This window comes from Serratia sp. root2 (assembly GCF_031931805.1).
GTDB lineage: Bacteria > Pseudomonadota > Gammaproteobacteria > Enterobacterales > Enterobacteriaceae > Serratia > Serratia inhibens.
This window is the reverse complement of the sequence record NZ_JAUJXB010000001.1, coordinates 1,904,662-1,921,273: the sequence shown is the minus strand read 5'-3', so window position 1 is coordinate 1,921,273 and position 16,612 is coordinate 1,904,662. Positions and strand designations below refer to the sequence as shown.

17 protein-coding genes are annotated in these 16,612 nt (G+C 56.6%); 9 read left to right on the top strand and 8 right to left on the bottom strand.

Features of this window, described 5'->3' with window-relative positions; translation table 11 throughout:
- The first annotated feature begins 156 nt into the window (after nucleotides 1-156).
- The 3 genes from mdoG (at nucleotide 157) to QZQ97_RS08785 (ending at nucleotide 4,686) form a co-directional block, all read left to right on the top strand.
- The gene (gene mdoG, locus QZQ97_RS08795) at nucleotides 157-1,725 is read left to right on the top strand and encodes a glucans biosynthesis protein MdoG (protein ID WP_193378402.1); all 1,569 of its coding nucleotides are present in this window, start codon (nucleotides 157-159) and stop codon (nucleotides 1,723-1,725) included.
- Nucleotides 1,718-4,279, top strand: coding sequence for a glucans biosynthesis glucosyltransferase MdoH (mdoH, locus tag QZQ97_RS08790; RefSeq protein WP_311993128.1), 2,562 nt, complete (start codon nucleotides 1,718-1,720; stop codon nucleotides 4,277-4,279). The genes mdoG and mdoH overlap by 8 nt, the downstream gene beginning before the upstream one ends.
- A 209-nt stretch (nucleotides 4,280-4,488) precedes the next feature.
- A complete protein-coding gene (locus QZQ97_RS08785) occupies nucleotides 4,489-4,686 on the top strand; it encodes a YceK/YidQ family lipoprotein (protein WP_042437287.1) in 198 nt (65 codons plus the stop codon).
- On the opposite strand, the gene QZQ97_RS08780 is transcribed toward QZQ97_RS08785, so the two are convergent.
- Complete coding sequence (locus tag QZQ97_RS08780) at nucleotides 4,677-5,237, bottom strand: GNAT family N-acetyltransferase (RefSeq protein WP_311993127.1); 561 nt, start codon at nucleotides 5,235-5,237, stop codon at nucleotides 4,677-4,679. The two genes, QZQ97_RS08785 and QZQ97_RS08780, sit on opposite strands and share 10 nt — an antisense overlap.
- Nucleotides 5,238-5,307: 70 nt before the next feature.
- On the bottom strand, nucleotides 5,308-5,685 hold the full coding sequence (locus QZQ97_RS08775) for a MysB family protein (RefSeq protein ID WP_311993126.1): 378 nt from the start codon (nucleotides 5,683-5,685) through the stop codon (nucleotides 5,308-5,310).
- A gap of 211 nt (nucleotides 5,686-5,896) precedes the next feature.
- Here QZQ97_RS08775 and leuA point away from each other — a divergent pair, with 211 nt between their 5' ends.
- The gene (gene leuA, locus QZQ97_RS08770; protein WP_311993125.1) at nucleotides 5,897-7,567 is read left to right on the top strand and encodes a 2-isopropylmalate synthase; all 1,671 of its coding nucleotides are present in this window, start codon (nucleotides 5,897-5,899) and stop codon (nucleotides 7,565-7,567) included.
- On the opposite strand, the gene QZQ97_RS08765 is transcribed toward leuA, so the two are convergent.
- On the bottom strand, nucleotides 7,552-8,313 hold the full coding sequence (locus QZQ97_RS08765; protein ID WP_311993899.1) for an AraC family transcriptional regulator: 762 nt from the start codon (nucleotides 8,311-8,313) through the stop codon (nucleotides 7,552-7,554). The genes leuA and QZQ97_RS08765 overlap by 16 nt on opposite strands.
- A 140-nt stretch (nucleotides 8,314-8,453) precedes the next feature.
- On the opposite strand from QZQ97_RS08765, the gene QZQ97_RS08760 reads away from it, so the two are divergent.
- From QZQ97_RS08760 to QZQ97_RS08745, 4 genes are read left to right on the top strand one after another with little or no spacing between them, the layout of a single operon-like run.
- Nucleotides 8,454-8,765 (top strand): ArsR/SmtB family transcription factor, encoded by a 312-nt coding sequence (locus QZQ97_RS08760; protein WP_311993124.1) that lies wholly within the window; start codon nucleotides 8,454-8,456, stop codon nucleotides 8,763-8,765.
- Nucleotides 8,762-9,196: a YeeE/YedE family protein gene (locus QZQ97_RS08755; RefSeq protein WP_311993123.1), complete on the top strand. Its 435-nt coding sequence runs from the start codon at nucleotides 8,762-8,764 to the stop codon at nucleotides 9,194-9,196. The genes QZQ97_RS08760 and QZQ97_RS08755 overlap by 4 nt, the downstream gene beginning before the upstream one ends.
- Nucleotides 9,197-9,200: 4 nt before the next feature.
- Nucleotides 9,201-9,620: a YeeE/YedE family protein gene (locus QZQ97_RS08750; RefSeq protein ID WP_311993122.1), complete on the top strand. Its 420-nt coding sequence runs from the start codon at nucleotides 9,201-9,203 to the stop codon at nucleotides 9,618-9,620.
- Entirely contained in the window at nucleotides 9,620-10,018 is a 399-nt protein-coding gene (locus QZQ97_RS08745; protein ID WP_311993121.1) for a VOC family protein, read from the top strand. Before QZQ97_RS08750 ends, QZQ97_RS08745 begins: the two co-directional genes overlap by 1 nt.
- Nucleotides 10,019-10,066: 48 nt before the next feature.
- On the opposite strand, the gene QZQ97_RS08740 is transcribed toward QZQ97_RS08745, so the two are convergent.
- From QZQ97_RS08740 to QZQ97_RS08725, 4 genes are all read right to left on the bottom strand, one after another.
- Entirely contained in the window at nucleotides 10,067-11,620 is a 1,554-nt protein-coding gene (locus QZQ97_RS08740; protein WP_311993120.1) for a peptide MFS transporter, read from the bottom strand.
- Nucleotides 11,621-12,093: 473 nt separating this feature from the next.
- On the bottom strand, nucleotides 12,094-13,332 hold the full coding sequence (mdtG, locus tag QZQ97_RS08735; protein WP_311993119.1) for a multidrug efflux MFS transporter MdtG: 1,239 nt from the start codon (nucleotides 13,330-13,332) through the stop codon (nucleotides 12,094-12,096).
- A 245-nt stretch (nucleotides 13,333-13,577) separates the two neighbouring features.
- A complete protein-coding gene (locus QZQ97_RS08730; RefSeq protein WP_311993118.1) occupies nucleotides 13,578-13,862 on the bottom strand; it encodes a YciI family protein in 285 nt (94 codons plus the stop codon).
- A 112-nt stretch (nucleotides 13,863-13,974) separates the two neighbouring features.
- Nucleotides 13,975-14,895, bottom strand: a complete 921-nt coding sequence (locus tag QZQ97_RS08725; RefSeq protein WP_004943010.1) for a Kdo(2)-lipid IV(A) acyltransferase — start codon at nucleotides 14,893-14,895, stop codon at nucleotides 13,975-13,977.
- 278 nt (nucleotides 14,896-15,173) lie between these two features.
- On the opposite strand from QZQ97_RS08725, the gene QZQ97_RS08720 reads away from it, so the two are divergent.
- Nucleotides 15,174-15,335, top strand: coding sequence for a histidine kinase (locus QZQ97_RS08720; RefSeq protein WP_311993117.1), 162 nt, complete (start codon nucleotides 15,174-15,176; stop codon nucleotides 15,333-15,335).
- A gap of 18 nt (nucleotides 15,336-15,353) precedes the next feature.
- On the opposite strand, the gene QZQ97_RS08715 is transcribed toward QZQ97_RS08720, so the two are convergent.
- On the bottom strand, nucleotides 15,354-16,451 hold the full coding sequence (locus QZQ97_RS08715) for an NADH:flavin oxidoreductase/NADH oxidase (RefSeq protein ID WP_311993116.1): 1,098 nt from the start codon (nucleotides 16,449-16,451) through the stop codon (nucleotides 15,354-15,356).
- Nucleotides 16,452-16,612: the final 161 nt, after the last annotated feature.

Below are 16,612 nucleotides of genomic sequence, written 5' to 3'. Positions count from 1 at the left end.
CATAGCGTCTTGTTGCGCGGCTTGCTACGCTGGTGTTTCATCAGCTGCTTAAACAATGAGCCATAAACATGAACCATCCATTTATCATGTTGTCGGAAAGCTGAATAATCCATTAATATGGATTTAAATGATTTGAGCACACGAATAGGGGGGGATGTGCTAGTTAATATATTATCCAGTAAACCACGCGCCGCGAGCGTTCGTTGGTTAGGTGCTACCGTATTGTTCACGCTGTTTACTTCGCAGGCATGGGCTTTTTCCATCGACGATGTGGCCAAACAGGCACAGGATCTGGCAGGAAAAGGCTTTGAGGCTCCGAAGAGCAACCTTCCTTCTCAATTCCGTGAAATGAAATTCGCGGACTATCAGCAGATTCAGTTCAATCACGATAAAGCCTATTGGAACAAGCTGAAAACCCCATTCAAACTTGAATTTTATCATCAGGGGATGTACTTCGACACGCCGGTGAAAATCAATGAAGTCACTGCAACCAGCGTAAAACAGATCAAGTACAGTCCGGAGTATTTCAACTTTGGTTCGGTGAAGCACGATCCGGATTCGGTAAAAAACCTCGGCTTTGCCGGTTTCAAGGTGATTTATCCGATCAACAGTGCGGATAAGAACGACGAAATTATGAGCCTGCTCGGCGCGAGCTACTTCCGCGTGGTGGGTAAAGGGCAGGTTTACGGGCTTTCCGCTCGTGGCCTGGCAATTGATACCGCCTTGCCGTCCGGTGAAGAATTCCCGCGTTTCCGCGAATTCTGGGTTGAGCGTCCGAAGCAGGGCGACAAGCATCTGGTCATTTACGCACTGCTGGATTCACCGCGTGCTACCGGGGCTTATCGTTTTGTGGTCTATCCGGGCCGCGATACCACGGTGGATGTCGAGTCCAAAGTGTTCCTGCGCGACAAGGTCGGCAAATTGGGCATGGCACCGCTGACCAGCATGTATCTGTTCGGGCCAAGCCAGCCATCGCCTACGCTGAACTACCGTCCGGCGCTGCATGATTCCAATGGTTTGTCGATCCATGCCGGCAACGGCGAGTGGATCTGGCGTCCGCTGAATAATCCGAAGCACCTGTCCGTCAGCACCTACCAGATCGAGAACCCGAAAGGTTTCGGTCTGTTGCAGCGCGGCCGTAACTTCAAGGATTACGAAGATCTGGACGACCGTTACGATCTGCGCCCAAGCGCCTGGATCGAGCCGCGTGGCGACTGGGGCAAGGGCAAAGTCGAGCTGGTGGAAATCCCTACTGCGGATGAAACCAACGACAACATCGTTGCCTTCTGGACCCCGGACGTATTGCCGGATGCCAAAACCCCGCTGGCGCTGAACTACCGTCTGCACTTCACCCGTGATGAAGACAAGCTGCATTCACAGGATATCGCCTATGTAAGCCAGACGATGCGTTCTACCGGTGACGTGAAGCAGTCCAACCTGATCCGCGAGCCTGACGGCAGCGTGGCGTTCCTGGTTGATTTCGTTGGCCCGGTATTGAAAGGTCTGGACGGCGCTACGCCGGTCGCCTCTCAGGTGAGCATCGGCGATAACGGTGAAGTGGTCGAAAACAATGTCCGCTATAATCCAGTGACCAAAGGCTGGCGCCTGACGCTGCGTCTTAAAGTGAAAGACGACAAGAAGCCGGTAGAAATGCGCGCTGCGCTGGTCAATGGTGATAAGACCCTGTCGGAAACCTGGAGCTATCAGCTACCTGCCAATGAATAAGCTTACTCAATCTGCCCAGGATTATCTTGCGGCAATGCCTCTGACCGCTGAGCGGTCAGAGGCGCTTAAACCACAGCCGACGGCAGATGACGGCCAGGCACTGGAGGCGCTGCATCGCAAGATGGGCGCCGCCGATGCCAACGTTAATACGCTGCCGGCGGATGACGTAGCGCTGGCCTCGGTCAAAACGCGTATCGAAAGCGCTTGGCCGGATGCGGTCAGCGACGACGATTTCGATACCGATGCCGAAGGCCGTACCGTGCTGAAGGCGATGCCGCCAATCAAACGTACCAGCATGTTCCCGGAGGCCTGGCGCACCAACCCGGTGGCGCGCTTTTGGGATTCTTTGCTGGGGCGCTCGCCGCACAATCGCCACGCTTCCAAAGAGGAAGCCGAGGCGGAAAATCGCTGGCGCGTGGTCGGGTCGATGCGTCGCTATGTACTGTTGGTGCTGATGCTGGTGCAAACCGGCATCGCCACCTGGTACATGAAAACCATTTTGCCGTATCAGGGCTGGGCGCTGATCGATCCGCTGGCCATGCTGGATCAGGATCTGATGCAATCGGTGTTGCAACTGCTGCCTTATGTGTTGCAAACCGGCATTCTGATCCTGTTCGCCATTCTTTTCTGCTGGGTATCTGCCGGTTTCTGGACCGCGCTGATGGGGTTCCTGCAGCTGCTGATTGGCAAAGATAAATACAGCATATCTTCCACCATCAAAGGCGATGAGCCGATTAACCCGGCGCATCGCACTGCGTTGATCATGCCGATCTGTAACGAAGACGTCGAACGCGTGTTCGCCGGCCTGCGTGCAACTTATGAGTCCGTCGCCGCTACCGGCCAGCTGGAGCATTTCGATATCTACGTGCTGAGCGACAGCTACGATCCGGATATCTGCATGGCGGAACAGAAGGCCTGGATGGAACTGTGCCGCGATGTAGACGGTCATGGTCGTATCTTCTACCGCCGCCGCCGCCGCCGCGTGAAACGCAAAAGCGGCAATATCGACGACTTCTGCCGTCGTTGGGGGGGCGACTATAGCTACATGGTGATTCTGGATGCCGACAGCGTGATGAGCGGTGAGTGTCTCACCGGTCTGGTACGCTTGATGGAAGCCAACCCGAACGCCGGTATCATCCAGTCCGCGCCGAAAGCCTCGGGCATGGATACGTTGTATGCTCGCGTGCAGCAGTTTGCCACCCGGGTCTACGGGCCGCTGTTCACCGCCGGCCTGCATTTCTGGCAGTTGGGCGAGTCGCACTACTGGGGCCATAACGCGATTATCCGCGTGAAGCCGTTTATCGAACACTGTGCGCTGGCACCGCTGCCGGGCGAAGGCTCTTTCGCCGGTTCCATCATGTCGCATGACTTCGTGGAAGCCGCGCTGATGCGTCGTGCCGGTTGGGGCGTGTGGATTGCTTATGACCTGCCGGGCAGCTATGAAGAATTGCCGCCGAACCTGCTGGATGAGCTGAAACGCGACCGTCGCTGGTGTCACGGTAACCTGATGAACTTCCGCCTGTTCCTGGTCAAAGGCATGCACCCGGTACACCGTGCGGTGTTCCTTACCGGCGTAATGTCTTATCTGTCGGCACCGTTGTGGTTTATGTTCCTGGCGCTGTCGACCGCGTTGCAGGTGGTGCATACCCTGATGGAGCCGCAGTACTTCCTGCAGCCGCGCCAGCTGTTCCCGGTATGGCCGCAGTGGCGTCCAGAGCTGGCGATAGCGCTGTTCTCCACCACCCTGATACTGCTGTTCTTGCCTAAACTGCTCAGCATAGTGCTGATCTGGGCCAAAGGCGCCAAAGAATACGGTGGTGCTTTGCGCTTGCTGCTGTCGATGCTGATGGAAATGCTGTTCTCTGTGCTGCTGGCACCGGTGCGCATGCTGTTCCATACCGTGTTCGTGGTCAGCGCTTTCCTGGGCTGGGAAGTGGTATGGAACTCTCCGCAGCGTGACGATGATGACACGCCATGGAGCGAAGCCTTTAAGCGTCACGGTTCACAGATGCTGTTGGGCCTGGTCTGGGCCGGCGGTATGGCCTGGCTGGATCTGCGTTTCCTGTGGTGGTTGTCGCCGATCGTCTTCTCGCTGATCCTGTCACCTATCGTGTCGGCGCTGTCGAGCCGCGCGACCTTGGGCATGAAAAGCAAGCGCGCCAAACTGTTCCTGATCCCGGAAGAATACTCACCGCCGCGCGAACTGTTGGCGACCGAAGAGTATCTGCAGCTTAACCGTGAGCGCGCGCTGGCCAATGGCTTTATGCACGCCGTGGTTAACCCGTCATTCAACGCATTGGCAACGGCGCTGGCGACGGCGCGTCACCATCTGCGCGGGGCGATTGAGCGTAACCGTGAAGAGCGGGTGACGGAAGCGCTGCAACTGGGGCCGGAAAAACTGGTGAAGGGTAAACGTCTGGAGCTGCTGAGCGATCCCGTGGCGCTGTCGCGTCTGCATCAGCGCGTCTGGTTGCTGCCGGAAGGCAAAGCGTGGCGTGAATTCTATCAGCAACTGCCGCATAACGAACTGGCTCATCCTGTCGGACGGCGTTAGTCGCTGACCGGTTAGCCCAAGCGGGGAATGCGCGTTGCGTGTTCCCCGTTTTTTTGGTCTTTTGCTTACGCAATGCTGACAAACTGCCGGTGAGAAACTGTGCTAACATCCGCGCGGGGCGTTGTTTATTTTCAAAACAACCAGGTTCAAGAGTCAATTTGGTGAACTTTTCTTCTTTAATCCGCTTGGCGTTGCTGGCGGCAGGCGTCATGGCGTTAACCGGCTGCGGCAGCATCATCAGCCGCACGGTGCCCGGCGCCGGGCATGGTCATCAATATTACCCGGGCGTGCAATGGGACCTGCGTGATACGCCCTGGCGCTACATCACGGTGATCGACGTACCGTTATCGATGGTGGTGGATACCTTTATGTTGCCGTTTGATGCGCAGCACGGGCCTTACGAATAAATCGGATCCCGTGTGGCGAACACCAGCAACTGATATCCGTGCCGGCCGCAGCGGAAGGGCGCCAGCACCGTCATCTTCAACCCTTGTTCGTGGGCGGTCAGTGAATGCGGGTTGTTGTCGTCAACAAACAGCGCGCCGACATCGAACTCATCGCGGGTGCATGCCTTGACGGCAGAGAACAACTGTTTAAGCACCCCTTTGCCGCGCCAGGCGGTATCAATGCACACCGGACCATACAAAAATACCCTCTGCTCACGGAGCGCCCGGCCGTTGAATGACTGATTGCTGAGCGTATCCAGCATCGCATCCACCACCGGCGGGCGCGGCTGCATATCGGTGGGCATCAGGCAGACAAAGCCCACTAGCGCGCGATCTTCCACCGCCACCAGAATGCCCAGACGCCGGTTAATGCTTTCTAACTGAGCCTCATCCATGCGCGAGACGATAAAACCTTGCCGTTTTTGGCTCTCGCTAAGGTTTTCCGGGGTATTTTTCGACTGCAACTGCAAGATCGCGGGATAATCGGCGCGACATGCCTGGCGAACGATCATTAAGCCTCCTGGGGGAACATGATGGGACTCGGGCAGGAGCGGATATCGGCCGGCACCTGCCCGACATTGTTCAGCGTTCGTCCCACTCGTCGGCGGCAGCCTGGCCCTCTTCGGTATCCAACGGCGGATCAAGCTGGAAATCACCTTCCTCCCACTCGTGCAGCGTATTTTCCTCTATCCATTCCGCGCTGATTTCCACTTCGTCGTAGTCGCCGTCAAAAATAGCCTGGGCGGCAGCGCCGCTGCGTAGTGTGAAACACTCGACCGATTCACCTTCTTCCTCAAAGAACTCGGCCTGCCACATGATATCACCGTCCAACATCACGTATTTTTGCAGATTGAACTGTTGCGGTACCGGCGTTTCATCGTCATTGCCGCCTTCGGCGGATTCAATAAACTCCTCGCGCGCGGCTTCGATAGCTTCTTCCAGGGTTGCATACAGGCTCATGTCCGTCTCCAGTCACAGTGAGGTTAATGAAAGGGCTTTGGCAGCGCCAAAGTGTCATGACATACGTCAGAAGTAATTGTTGTCTCGTTGGCGCAGGATGCAAATTTTTTTGTTGTCCGTTTTGCGACGACGATTGTCCGCTAAGCGGGAGCAACGAATAACGTGGCGGGAAATAATAAGGCATTGTTTACGACCATCCCAGGAGATCGCCATGTTAACCAACCCTTCAAGCAAATATCGCCCGTTCCCGCCGGTGGCGTTACCGGATCGCCAATGGCCCGGCCGCACCCTGGAGCAGGCGCCGCGTTGGTGCTCCAGCGATCTGCGTGACGGCAACCAGGCGCTGGCAGAGCCGATGGATAACGCTCGTAAACGCCAGTTTTACCAGTTGTTGCTGCAGTGCGGGTTTAAAGAGATTGAGGTGGCGTTCCCCTCGGCGTCGCAAACGGATTTTGATTTTGTGCGCTCGCTGATTGAGGAACAGTTGATCCCGGACGATGTCAGCATTCAGGTATTGACTCAGTCGCGTGACGACCTGATCGATCGCACCTTCGAATCGCTGCGCGGGGCCCCTCGCGCTATCGTGCATTTGTACAATGCCACCGCCCCCATGTTCCGCGAGATTGTCTTCAGACAGGACAAAGCGGCGACGGTAGCCTTGGCGGTTAATGGCGCGTTGCGCATCCGTCAGCAGTGCGAATTGCAGCCGGAAACGGCCTGGACCTTCGAGTACTCGCCGGAAACCTTCTGCTTTACCGAGTTGGAGTTCGCGCTGGAGATTTGCGAAGCGGTGGCCGATGTCTGGCAGCCTGGACCGGGGCGGCCGATGATCATCAACCTGCCAGCAACGGTGGAGGTCAGTACGCCGAACGTTTATGCCGATCAGATCGAATGGTTTTGCCGGCGCTTCAGCCAGCGCAAACAGGTGACGATCAGTGTACATCCGCATAACGATCGCGGTACCGGGGTGGCCTGCGCCGAACTGGCGTTGCTGGCCGGCGCCGATCGGGTGGAAGGGTGCCTGTTCGGCAACGGCGAGCGTACCGGTAATGTCGATTTGGTGACGCTGGCGCTCAATCTGTACACCCAGGGCGTTGCGCCGGGGCTGGATTTCAGCCAGTTGAAACAGGTGGTTGAGGTGGTTGAACAGTGCAACCAGCTGCCGGTGCATCCGCGCCATCCTTACGCCGGTGAACTGGTTTTCACCGCCTTTTCCGGTTCGCACCAGGATGCCATCAAGAAAGGTTTCGCTGCCCAACAGCAGCGACAGGACGGTTTGTGGCAGGTGCCTTACTTACCGCTCGACCCGGGTGATGTCGGCTGCAGCTATGAGGCAGTGATCCGGGTTAACAGCCAGTCAGGCAAAAGTGGCGCGGCCTGGCTGCTGGAACAGAATCACGGCCTGTCGTTGCCGCGCGGGCTGCAGATCGATTTCAGCAAGGTGGTGCAACAGGCGACTGACGGCAGCGGTAAAGAGATGACCACCGCCGAGTTGTGGCGGCTGTTCCGCACGACTTACGGGCTGGTTGAACAGCCGAGCCTGCAATTGCTGAGTTATCAGACCGAGAGCCATGGCGTTGAGGCTTACAGTTTCGGCGCCCGGGTACTGTTCGAAGAGCAACAACAGAGGCTGATGGGGGTAGGGAACGGTTTGCTGTCCAGCGCGGTAGATGCTTTGCGTCAGCGTTTTGGCCTGACGTTGGCGATTGAGGATTATCACGAACATACCCTGGGCCATCAGAGCCACAGCCGCGCCGTGGCTTACATACGCTGCACTCTGGCACACGGTGAGGCGGCTTATGGCGTTGGAATCGATGTCGATTCCGCCAGCGCCTCGCTGCAGGCGCTGTTTAACGTCGCCGGGCGCTATCTGGCGAAATAAACGCTCGGGGCGACGCCCAGCAGGCGGCGGAACATGGCGCTGAAGGCGCTGGGACTGTCATAGCCCAGGTCCAGCGCCACTTCCAGCACCGAGTGGCCGGCCGCCAGAGCATTCAGCGCCGCCAGCAGCCGGGCGCGGCGGACCCAGTCGCCAAAGCGCAGCCCGGTTTCACGTTGAAAGCGGCGCGACAAAGTGCGGCCGCTGACGCTGATATAACCGGCTGCCTGCTCCAACTCCCAGGGCTGCGCCAGCGATTGCTGAATATGCCGGCACAGCGTCAGCAGGGCTTCGTCGCGTGGCTCCGGCAAATGCAGCGGCAGAATAGGCAAGACGCGCAGCTCGTCAAGGATCAGTTCCATTATCCGCTCTTCACGTCCGCCTGGCGGGTAATCCACCTTAATGTCCATCGCGCAGATAATCAGCTCGCGCAACAGCGGTGAGATTTGCACCACCTCGCATTGCGCAGGCAGATCGGCACGTGCCAACGGATCGACAAACAGCGCTCTGGCCGCCACCTTACCGGTGATGCGCAGGCTATGCTCCACCCGTGCCGGCAACCAGACCCCGCGGCCAGGCGGTACCACCCAACTGCCCAGACGAGTGTTTACCTGCACCACGCCGCTAAGGCTGTGGATCAGTTGAGCACAGTTATGGTGGTGAAGGGGCTCGAAATCGCCGTGTTGATAATCTTTGGCGATCGGCACAATCGACCGGTTGATTGGCATTAAGTCATGGCAAAGCAGCATCTGTAGCGGTATCCCCGCGCGGTGGAACGGCGTAATGCAGCATGCCACGCCGGCACATTTCACACCAGCCTATGGTGTGATGCCGGATTATAGTCTATAAGAATACAATATATAATTTTATGAATTGTTTTGAGGGCTCTATGGATATCGACAGTATGCGGCAGGCCGCGGCGCAAGCCGGGGCGCTGTTGCGGGCGCTGGGCAACGAGGATCGCTTGCTGTTGTTGTGCCAGCTCAGCCAGCATGAGATGTCGGTGGGTGAACTGGCGCAGACGCTGGGGATCCGTCAACCGACGCTTTCCCAGCAATTGGGCGTATTGCGCCAGGAAGGACTGGTGTCAACACGGCGTGCGGGCAAGCAGATTTACTATGCCGTCAGCGATGAAAAAGCGCTGACGGTCCTCAGCACCTTATATCAACTTTATTGTCCGGCACCGGGAGCGATACTATGACCATCGACTGGCTGCATTTCACGCCGCTTTCCGCACTGGCCGGCGGGGGTATTATCGGCATTGCGGTGGCGCTGTTGCTGGTGTTTAACGGCCGCATCGCCGGCATCAGCGGTATCACCGGCGGGTTGTTGACGCCGGGCGGTACAGAAAAAGCGTGGCGCGGCGCATTTCTTGTCGGGTTGCTGATTTCCCCCTGGTTGTATCGTATTGCCGGCCCGTTACCGGAAATGACGGTCAGCGGCGGTAGCCTGTGGTTGATGGCGGCCGGGTTGCTGGTCGGTCTGGGGACACGGCTGGGGAGCGGATGCACCAGCGGCCACGGCGTATGCGGCATGGCGAGGCTGGCACCGCGTTCACTGGTCGCCACGGCGGTATTTATGTTGCTGGGATTTATCACCGTCTGGGTTGTTCGTCATCTGGCGGGAGGCTAAAACCATGTTCAGGATTTTATTTGCGCTGCTGAGCGGGGTCATTTTCGGTTTGGGTCTGATTATCGCAGGCATGGCCAACCCGGCTAAAGTGGTGGCCTTTCTCGATATTACCGGCCATTGGGATCCGTCGTTGGCGCTGGTCATGGTGGGAGCGATTGCGGTAGCGGCGCCGGCTTTTTTGTGGGCCCGGCGTCGGCAGAGAACGCTGTTGGGCGAGACGTTGCTCATTCCCACGAATCGTCGTCTGGATCGCCGTTTACTGGCGGGTAGCGCGCTGTTCGGCATTGGCTGGGGCATGGCGGGTATCTGCCCCGGGCCGGCGTGGGTGCTCGCGGGGGCGGGCTCGTTACCAGGCGGGGTGTTCGTGGCGGCGATGCTGGCGGGCATGGCGCTGTATGAGTTCATCATGATACGGAGAAAATAATGCCGATAGCCAACGCGGTGCTGCGTATTGCGCGCCCGACCGATCGTCTGCAGGAAATTGCTGCGATGTATTGCCAGGGATTAGGGTTCGAACGGTTGGGTGAATTTGCCGATCACCAGGGTTTTGACGGCGTAATGGTCGGGCATCCGCAGCACGGCTACCACCTGGAGTTTACCCACCATCGCGGCGTAAGGGTGGGGCTGGCGCCAACGCAGGATCACCTGCTGGTGTTTTATCTGCCGCAGGAGGGGGACTGGCTTGCAGGATGTCGACGTATGCTGGCCGCCGGCTTTCGGCACGTGCCTTCTTACAACCCTTATTGGGATAACTGCGGGCAGACCTTCGAAGACCTGGACGGTTACCGCGTGGTGCTGCAACGGCAGGCGTGGGGAGAATAAAAAAGCCAGCGCACCGGGCGCTGGCTGAAGGGCAAAGCGGAACGGTGATCAGGCGTTGGTGGCCGGTTTCTGTTCGCTTTTACCCTGGGTGTTTTCCATCATGCGACGGATAGGTACGATCAACAGCGTCAGTACTGCGGCGCAGATCAGCAACGCAATCGAGCAGCGAGCGAACAGGTTCGGCAGCATTTCTAACTGATCGGCCTTCACATGGCCACCAATCAGACCGGCGGCCAGATTGCCCAATGCGCTGGCGCAGAACCAGAGGCCCATCATCTGACCACGCATTCTTTCGGGCGCCAGCAGAGTCATGGTCGCCAGACCGATTGGGCTCAGGCACAGCTCACCCAACGTCAACATCAGAATGCTACCCACCAGCCACAGCGGGGACACGCCCGCGCCGCCGTTGCCCAGTACGTTCTGCGCTGCCAGCATCATCAAGCCAAAGCCCGCTGCGGCAAAGAGAATACCGATCACAAACTTGGTGATGCTGCTCAGGCGCACTTTGTTACGTGCCAGAGCCGGCCAGGCCCAGCTGAATACCGGCGCCAGCAGGATAATGAACAGGGCGTTGATTGATTGGAACCATACCGCCGGGATTTCGAAGCCGCCAATCATACGGTTGGTGTAGTCGTTGGCAAACAGGTTGAACGAGGTAGGTTTTTGTTCGAACGCAGACCAGAAGAAGGCGGCGGAGACCAACAGGATAAAGCACACCAGCAGGCGAGCGCGCTCTTTGCGGCTCAGGCCGGCAAAGGCAAACAGGTAAATAAAGTACAGGGTCACCGAGGCGGCAATCACGTAAACCAGCATGCTGGCCACCGCTACCGGATTAATCACGATCACGCCTTGTGCAATCAGGGTGACGATCACCGCCACGCCGACGGCCAATGCGATTAACCAGGCACCGACGCCCTTTTTCTTGGCGACCGGGCTGTTCCAGGTGGAATCGAGACCGACTTCACTGTCATAGCGTTTCATTGCCGGAACGGCAAATACCCTGAAGATCACCAGCGCCACCAACATCCCGATACCGCCGATGCCGAAGCCCCAGTGCCAGCCGTGAGAGCGGATCAGCCAGCCAGAGATCAGCGGGGCGATGAATGAACCCATGTTGATGCCCATATAGAACAGCGAGAAACCGCCGTCACGACGGTTGTCGCCCTTCTTGTACAAGGTGCCGACCATTACCGAGATACAGGTTTTGAACAGGCCGGAACCCAGCACGATAAACATCAGGCCGATGAAGAACAGATTGTTGCCCATGATGGCAGACAACGCGATCGACAGGTGGCCGAGTGCGATCAGAATGGAGCCGTACCACACCGCCTTTTGTTGACCGAGCCAGTTATCCGCCAGCCAGCCGCCCGGCAAGGCCGCCAGATACATGCTGCCGGCGAAAATACCGACGATCGCCGAGGCGTTTTCGCGTGCCAGGCCCATGCCGCCGTCGTAGACCGTGGCCGCCATAAACAGAATCAGTAATGGGCGAATGCCGTAAAACGAAAACCGCTCCCACATTTCGGTAAAGAACAGGGATCCCAGCGGATAAGGATGGCCGAAGAAGGTCCGGCTTTCTTGGTTATTAACAGAGGATTGCATAACGTCTTCCCAATAAAATGCGCCGCATTGATGCGGCTTATACTGTGGTATGTATGTGTATTTAAGGAAGGTGATCCACCCAATGCGGATTACCCGACAAAACCGCAGCCGTAGCGCCCGTTAACCGTGGAAAGCGCGTCGGCCTTTTTTCACTTGGCCAATGATTTACATTGGGCGTGATATTATTTAACCATTTGATAACTGGATGGTGGTTTTGTCTAGTCCCTGTATCCCATTTTTTAGATGAAAAGTCGACAAACATCTACTTTCTTGGTTTTTATGTTGGTTTGTGCGGGAATGTTATTGACAGCGGTTTTATTGCGCAAAAAGTTAATTACTGTTTTTAAAACAGAGTATTACATTAAGAATTTTCTGGTTTGCGCAGAAAAAGAAGTCGCGAAGGGTATCAATACTAAAAGTAAGGTAAACGGGCCGTAGACCCACTTAAGTGAAGCTGTGGGTGATAAATGGGGTTATTGCTCTTCCTGCAAGGTGTCTTCCTTCATGTATGCCGGCCGACGTTGCAAACACCACCAGGAATAGGCGGCGTTAAACAGCACGACCAGGGCAGTGACGCAGAAAACCGCCCGGAAGCCGTAGCTGGCGGAGACCGCAGCACCCAGCAGCGGACCGCTGACGTTCCCCACGTCGCGGAACGATTGGTTATAACTGAAAATCCGCCCGGCGACCTGATTGGTGCAGTTGTAGATCAATAGCGTTTGTACTGCCGGCAATAGCGCACCGTCGGCGGCACCCAGCAGGAAGCGCAATACGCCGAGCTGCCACGGCGTTTGTACGAAAGCCATGGGGATCAATAACAGCACTGAGACAATCAGCATAAATACCAGAATGCGCTCAGGGCCAATTCTGTCCCCCAGTTTGCCCAGCCGCGGTGCACTCATCAGGGCGGCAACACCGGGCACAGAGGCGATCAGACCGCTGATAAAAGCCAGATTGTGGATGTTGCCGGCCAAATCGCGTACATACAGCGTTAAAATTGGCGCGATTGATCCGGTGGCAATCTGGATAATCATGGTGGTGACGAACAGGCTGAGTATCAGTTTGGGGTTTTTCAGTGAAGCGAAGACCTGGCGTGCGTGCAGCATGTCTTTTTTCTGCACCGGGGTGAACTGTTCTTTAACGCATAACAGCGTCAACGCAAAGCAGAGCAACAGCACGGCGGCGGTGATGTAGAACACCGGCCTGAGGCCATATTGGTCGGCCAGCAGACCCCCTATCAGCGGCCCAATCAATGCGCCGCTAACGCCGCCGGTGGACAGGGTGCCCAGCGCCCAACCGCTACGATTGCGCGGTACCTGGGTGGCAATCAACGCATTGGCGTTGGGAATAAAGCCGCCGAGCAGGCCAAGTACCGCGCGCAGAGCTAAAAACTGCCAGATATTCTGTGCCATCCCCATCAGTAGCATCACAATCGACATACCCAACGCTGAACGCAGCAACATCAGTTTGCGCCCACGGCGATCGGCTAGCCCACCCCAGAAGGGGGAAGCAATGGCGGAGAACAGGAAGGTGATGCTGAACACCAGGCCGGACCACATGTTCAGCGCTTCATGGCCGGTCACGCCGAGCGTTTCTACGTATAACGGCAGGAAGGGCATGATCAGACTGAAGGCAGCCCCGGTGAGAAAGCACCCCAGCCAGACGACGAAAAGATTGCGTTTCCAGTTTACTGGTTCTGATGCCGAAGCCATAAATTACCATTGCAGAAGGTGGCGCGCTTTGCTCGCAGGCGAAAACAAGGGGGCAAAGCAAGAAAGTTAGCCTGGTAAGTATGCGCCTAATTATAGATGGCATCAATTGATGTGGGAGGACGGCCTGAAGAATGAAATAAAGTTTTAAAAATAACGCTTTGCCGGTATTCCGCGCCGGCTGCGCGGAATATGTCCGTCGTTTCTAGCTGCGTCGTTGTTTGCGACAACTTAAAGTTTAGCGGGATTTACAGCCCGGCGAGCACGTCAAAACCGTTGCCGGTGGTGGAGGGGGTGAAGTCGGTAATGTCGTAGTGGGCTACGGCATTGAACGGATCCTGTGCCACGATGGTATCCAACTGCGCACGGTCAATGCCTTTCACCAGAATCACACCGCCGGTACGCGGATTTTTACGTCCGGAGGCGATGAAGGTACCGTCCTGAAAATATTTTTTCAGCCAGGCGACATGTCCCTCGAGATGGCTGTCAACTTCTTCTATCGGGCGATGGTAAGTCAGGTTAACGATATACATAATGGCTCCAGGGTGAAAATAGTGAGGACGATCAGGACGATTACCCTCTCACCATTATCCCCGGTTCTCAATCCCCAGAGCACAAAATGACCCGCCATAAGGCGGGTTGTGGTCAATATAGCGAGGGCTCGCCTTCGGGGCGGGTCTTGAAGCGGCGGTGCAGCCACATGTACTGATCCGGGGCCATCAGGATCTCTTTTTCCACCACTTTATTCATAAACGCGGCGGCCACGAACTCATTGTCCAGTGGGAAGTTTTCTACTGCCGGCTGCATAATCAACTCATAACCTTTGCCATCCGGCAGACGACGCGGGGTAAAGGGAATGATCGCCGGTTTGCCCATCCGCACCAGTATGTAACTGCCGGTGGTGGTAGCGGCCTTCTCCACGGCAAACAGTGGGGCGAACACGCTGCTGCGCGGGCCGTAGTCGTGATCCGGCGCATACCAAATGATGTCACCTTGTTTCAGCGCGCGGATCATGCCCTTCACGTCTTTACGGTCCAGCATGGACTTGTTGGAACGCATGCGGCCCCAGGTTTGCAGCCAGTCCATCAGCTTGTTGTCGTGCGGGCGGTAAACGCCGATACCCGGGTTATGAATGCCAAAGATACGTGCGCCCAGTTCCAGCGTAAGGAAATGCAAGCCGATCAGCAAAACGCCCTGATGGTTGTCGCGTGCCTTTTGAATGTGTTCCAGCCCGCTGACGTGGAACCAGCGTTCGATACGCCAGTTTGGCCAAAACCAAGCCATACCGGTTTCAAACAGTCCCATGCCGACGGACTCAAAATTTTGCACCAGCAGCGCTTCGCGTTCGGCCTGCGGCATGTCCGGGAAACACAGCGTCAGGTTACGCCGGGCAATCGCCACGCGATGCTTGAGAAAACGCATGGAAAAACGGCCCAGCGAGGTCCCGAGGCGATAGATAATCGGGTAAGGCAGTAATACCAGCAAATAAAGCAGGCCAATACCGAACCAGGTCAACCAGTAACGCGGGTGCAATAAAGTGCGATTAAAAGAAGGAACTTGAGTCATGTGTTCTCAGCTTAGAAGCAGTCATTTAACAATAATAACAGAGTAATAGTAGGGTTTATCCTCCAGAAGGATATTTTATTCACCCTACTTTTTCTGCCGTTTATAACCACCATTGTGACATTTTTCTCGCGCAACGTGAAAAGGCACCGCATTAATACATAATTTTAAGTGATGATTTGGCATGATATGATTATTAATTCAGCTGAATCGCTCTAAAGGATAAGGCTTGCGCACAAGAGATGCGTATTATGACTGCGCAATTATTCAGAGGGGAAGTTATGTGGGCATCATGGTTAAGTGCCGGGTTGCTGATCCTTGGGGCATTATTGGGCAGTCTGGGCGCGCACCTGCAGTTTAACCCTATGCTGGCGGTTGCGGGTATTTCGCTGACGGCGGGGATGGTGATTTCCGGTTTTACCGAATGTCGGCTTGGGCGCTGAGCGCCCAAGCCAGGTCTGTCAGTCGTTTTTAAACAGTCCTTTCAATACGTGAGGTTCGCAACGCCAGTATTGTGGGGGGGCAATGACCTTCTCACCCAACCTGGCGGCCGCGTGCCATGGCCAGCGCGGGTTGTACAAAATACCGCGTGCCAACGCCACCATGTCTGCCTGGCCGGTAGCGACAATCGCCTCAGCCTGTTCCGGCTCGGTGATTAGCCCCACGGCGATGGTCGGCAGGCCACTTTCCCGCTTGATGACTTCTGCGAACGGCACCTGATAATTCGGGCCGACGGGGATCTTCTGCTGAGGTGAAAGGCCGCCGCTGGAAACGTGGATATAATCGCAACCCAACTCTTTCAGCGCTTTCGCCAGCGCCACCGACTGCCGTTCATCCCAACCGCCCTCCACCCAATCACTTGCTGAAATCCGCACACCGAGCGCTTTGTTCGCCGGGAACACCGCGCGCACTTCACTGAAAATCTCCAGCAACAGGCGCATGCGATTTTGCAAGGAACCGCCGTATTGATCGTTGCGCTGGTTGGACAGGGGGGAAAGAAACTGGTGCAGTAAATAACCGTGTGCGCCATGCAGCTCAATTAACTCAAAGCCCAGGCGGTCGGCGCGTTTTGCTGCTGCAACAAACTGCGCTTTCAAGTGGTCGATATCGGCCTGGCTCATGGCCGCGGGAAGGGCATCATGCGATGCGAAGGGCACGGCGGAAGCGGACCAGGTTTGCCAGCCACCGCGGGCTGTGTTGAGTTGCCCACCGCCCTCCCAGGGAATGGCGCAGGAGGCCTTGCGGCCGGCATGGGAGAGTTGGATGCCTAATGGCATGGAGGCGTGTTTTCTCACTGCCTGCACTACCTGCGCCAACGCCTGTTCGGTAGCGTCGTCCCACAGGCCGAGATCGCGGGGTGTGATGCGCCCTTCGGGCGCCACTGAGGTGGCTTCGACGATCAGTAACCCTGCGCCGGACAATGACAACTGACCAAGATGCATGGTATGCCATTCGGTGGCTTTGCCCTCGTCGGCCGAATATTGGCACATGGGGGCGATAATAATACGGTTGGGTAAATCTAGCTCCCCCAGCGAAATCGGGGTAAATAACTGACTCATGACGTCCTCCGGATCCATGGTAAAGAGAAAGTAAACTACCATTAGGCTTATCGGTGTTTGTGACCGGCGTCAAGTTTCCAGTGCTCAATGTCGTCGCGGGGTTAGGGCTGTCTTGAGCGACATTTTCGGGTATTATGTGCGCCGCGCGTGGGCCAGCGGCC

Excerpts from the sequence above, each read along its gene's own strand:
- QZQ97_RS08780 (WP_311993127.1), bottom strand. The coding sequence starts at position 5,237 with ATGATCGTTCGCCAGGCATGTCGCGCCGATTATCCCGCGATCTTGCAG.
- QZQ97_RS08725 (WP_004943010.1), bottom strand. The coding sequence starts at position 14,895 with ATGACTCAAGTTCCTTCTTTTAATCGCACTTTATTGCACCCGCGTTAC.
- QZQ97_RS08765 (WP_311993899.1), bottom strand. The coding sequence starts at position 8,313 with ATGCTGCTTTGCCATGACTTAATGCCAATCAACCGGTCGATTGTGCCG.
- QZQ97_RS08715 (WP_311993116.1), bottom strand. The coding sequence starts at position 16,451 with ATGAGTCAGTTATTTACCCCGATTTCGCTGGGGGAGCTAGATTTACCC.
- QZQ97_RS08750 (WP_311993122.1), top strand. The coding sequence starts at position 9,201 with ATGTTCAGGATTTTATTTGCGCTGCTGAGCGGGGTCATTTTCGGTTTG.
- QZQ97_RS08775 (WP_311993126.1), bottom strand. The coding sequence starts at position 5,685 with ATGAGCCTGTATGCAACCCTGGAAGAAGCTATCGAAGCCGCGCGCGAG.
- QZQ97_RS08785 (WP_042437287.1), top strand. The coding sequence starts at position 4,489 with ATGGCGTTAACCGGCTGCGGCAGCATCATCAGCCGCACGGTGCCCGGC.
- QZQ97_RS08760 (WP_311993124.1), top strand. The coding sequence starts at position 8,454 with ATGGATATCGACAGTATGCGGCAGGCCGCGGCGCAAGCCGGGGCGCTG.
- QZQ97_RS08755 (WP_311993123.1), top strand. The coding sequence starts at position 8,762 with ATGACCATCGACTGGCTGCATTTCACGCCGCTTTCCGCACTGGCCGGC.
- mdtG (WP_311993119.1), bottom strand. The coding sequence starts at position 13,332 with ATGGCTTCGGCATCAGAACCAGTAAACTGGAAACGCAATCTTTTCGTC.
- QZQ97_RS08745 (WP_311993121.1), top strand. The coding sequence starts at position 9,620 with ATGCCGATAGCCAACGCGGTGCTGCGTATTGCGCGCCCGACCGATCGT.
- QZQ97_RS08730 (WP_311993118.1), bottom strand. The coding sequence starts at position 13,862 with ATGTATATCGTTAACCTGACTTACCATCGCCCGATAGAAGAAGTTGAC.
- leuA (WP_311993125.1), top strand. The coding sequence starts at position 5,897 with ATGTTAACCAACCCTTCAAGCAAATATCGCCCGTTCCCGCCGGTGGCG.
- mdoH (WP_311993128.1), top strand. The coding sequence starts at position 1,718 with ATGAATAAGCTTACTCAATCTGCCCAGGATTATCTTGCGGCAATGCCT.
- QZQ97_RS08720 (WP_311993117.1), top strand. The coding sequence starts at position 15,174 with ATGTGGGCATCATGGTTAAGTGCCGGGTTGCTGATCCTTGGGGCATTA.
- QZQ97_RS08740 (WP_311993120.1), bottom strand. The coding sequence starts at position 11,620 with ATGCAATCCTCTGTTAATAACCAAGAAAGCCGGACCTTCTTCGGCCAT.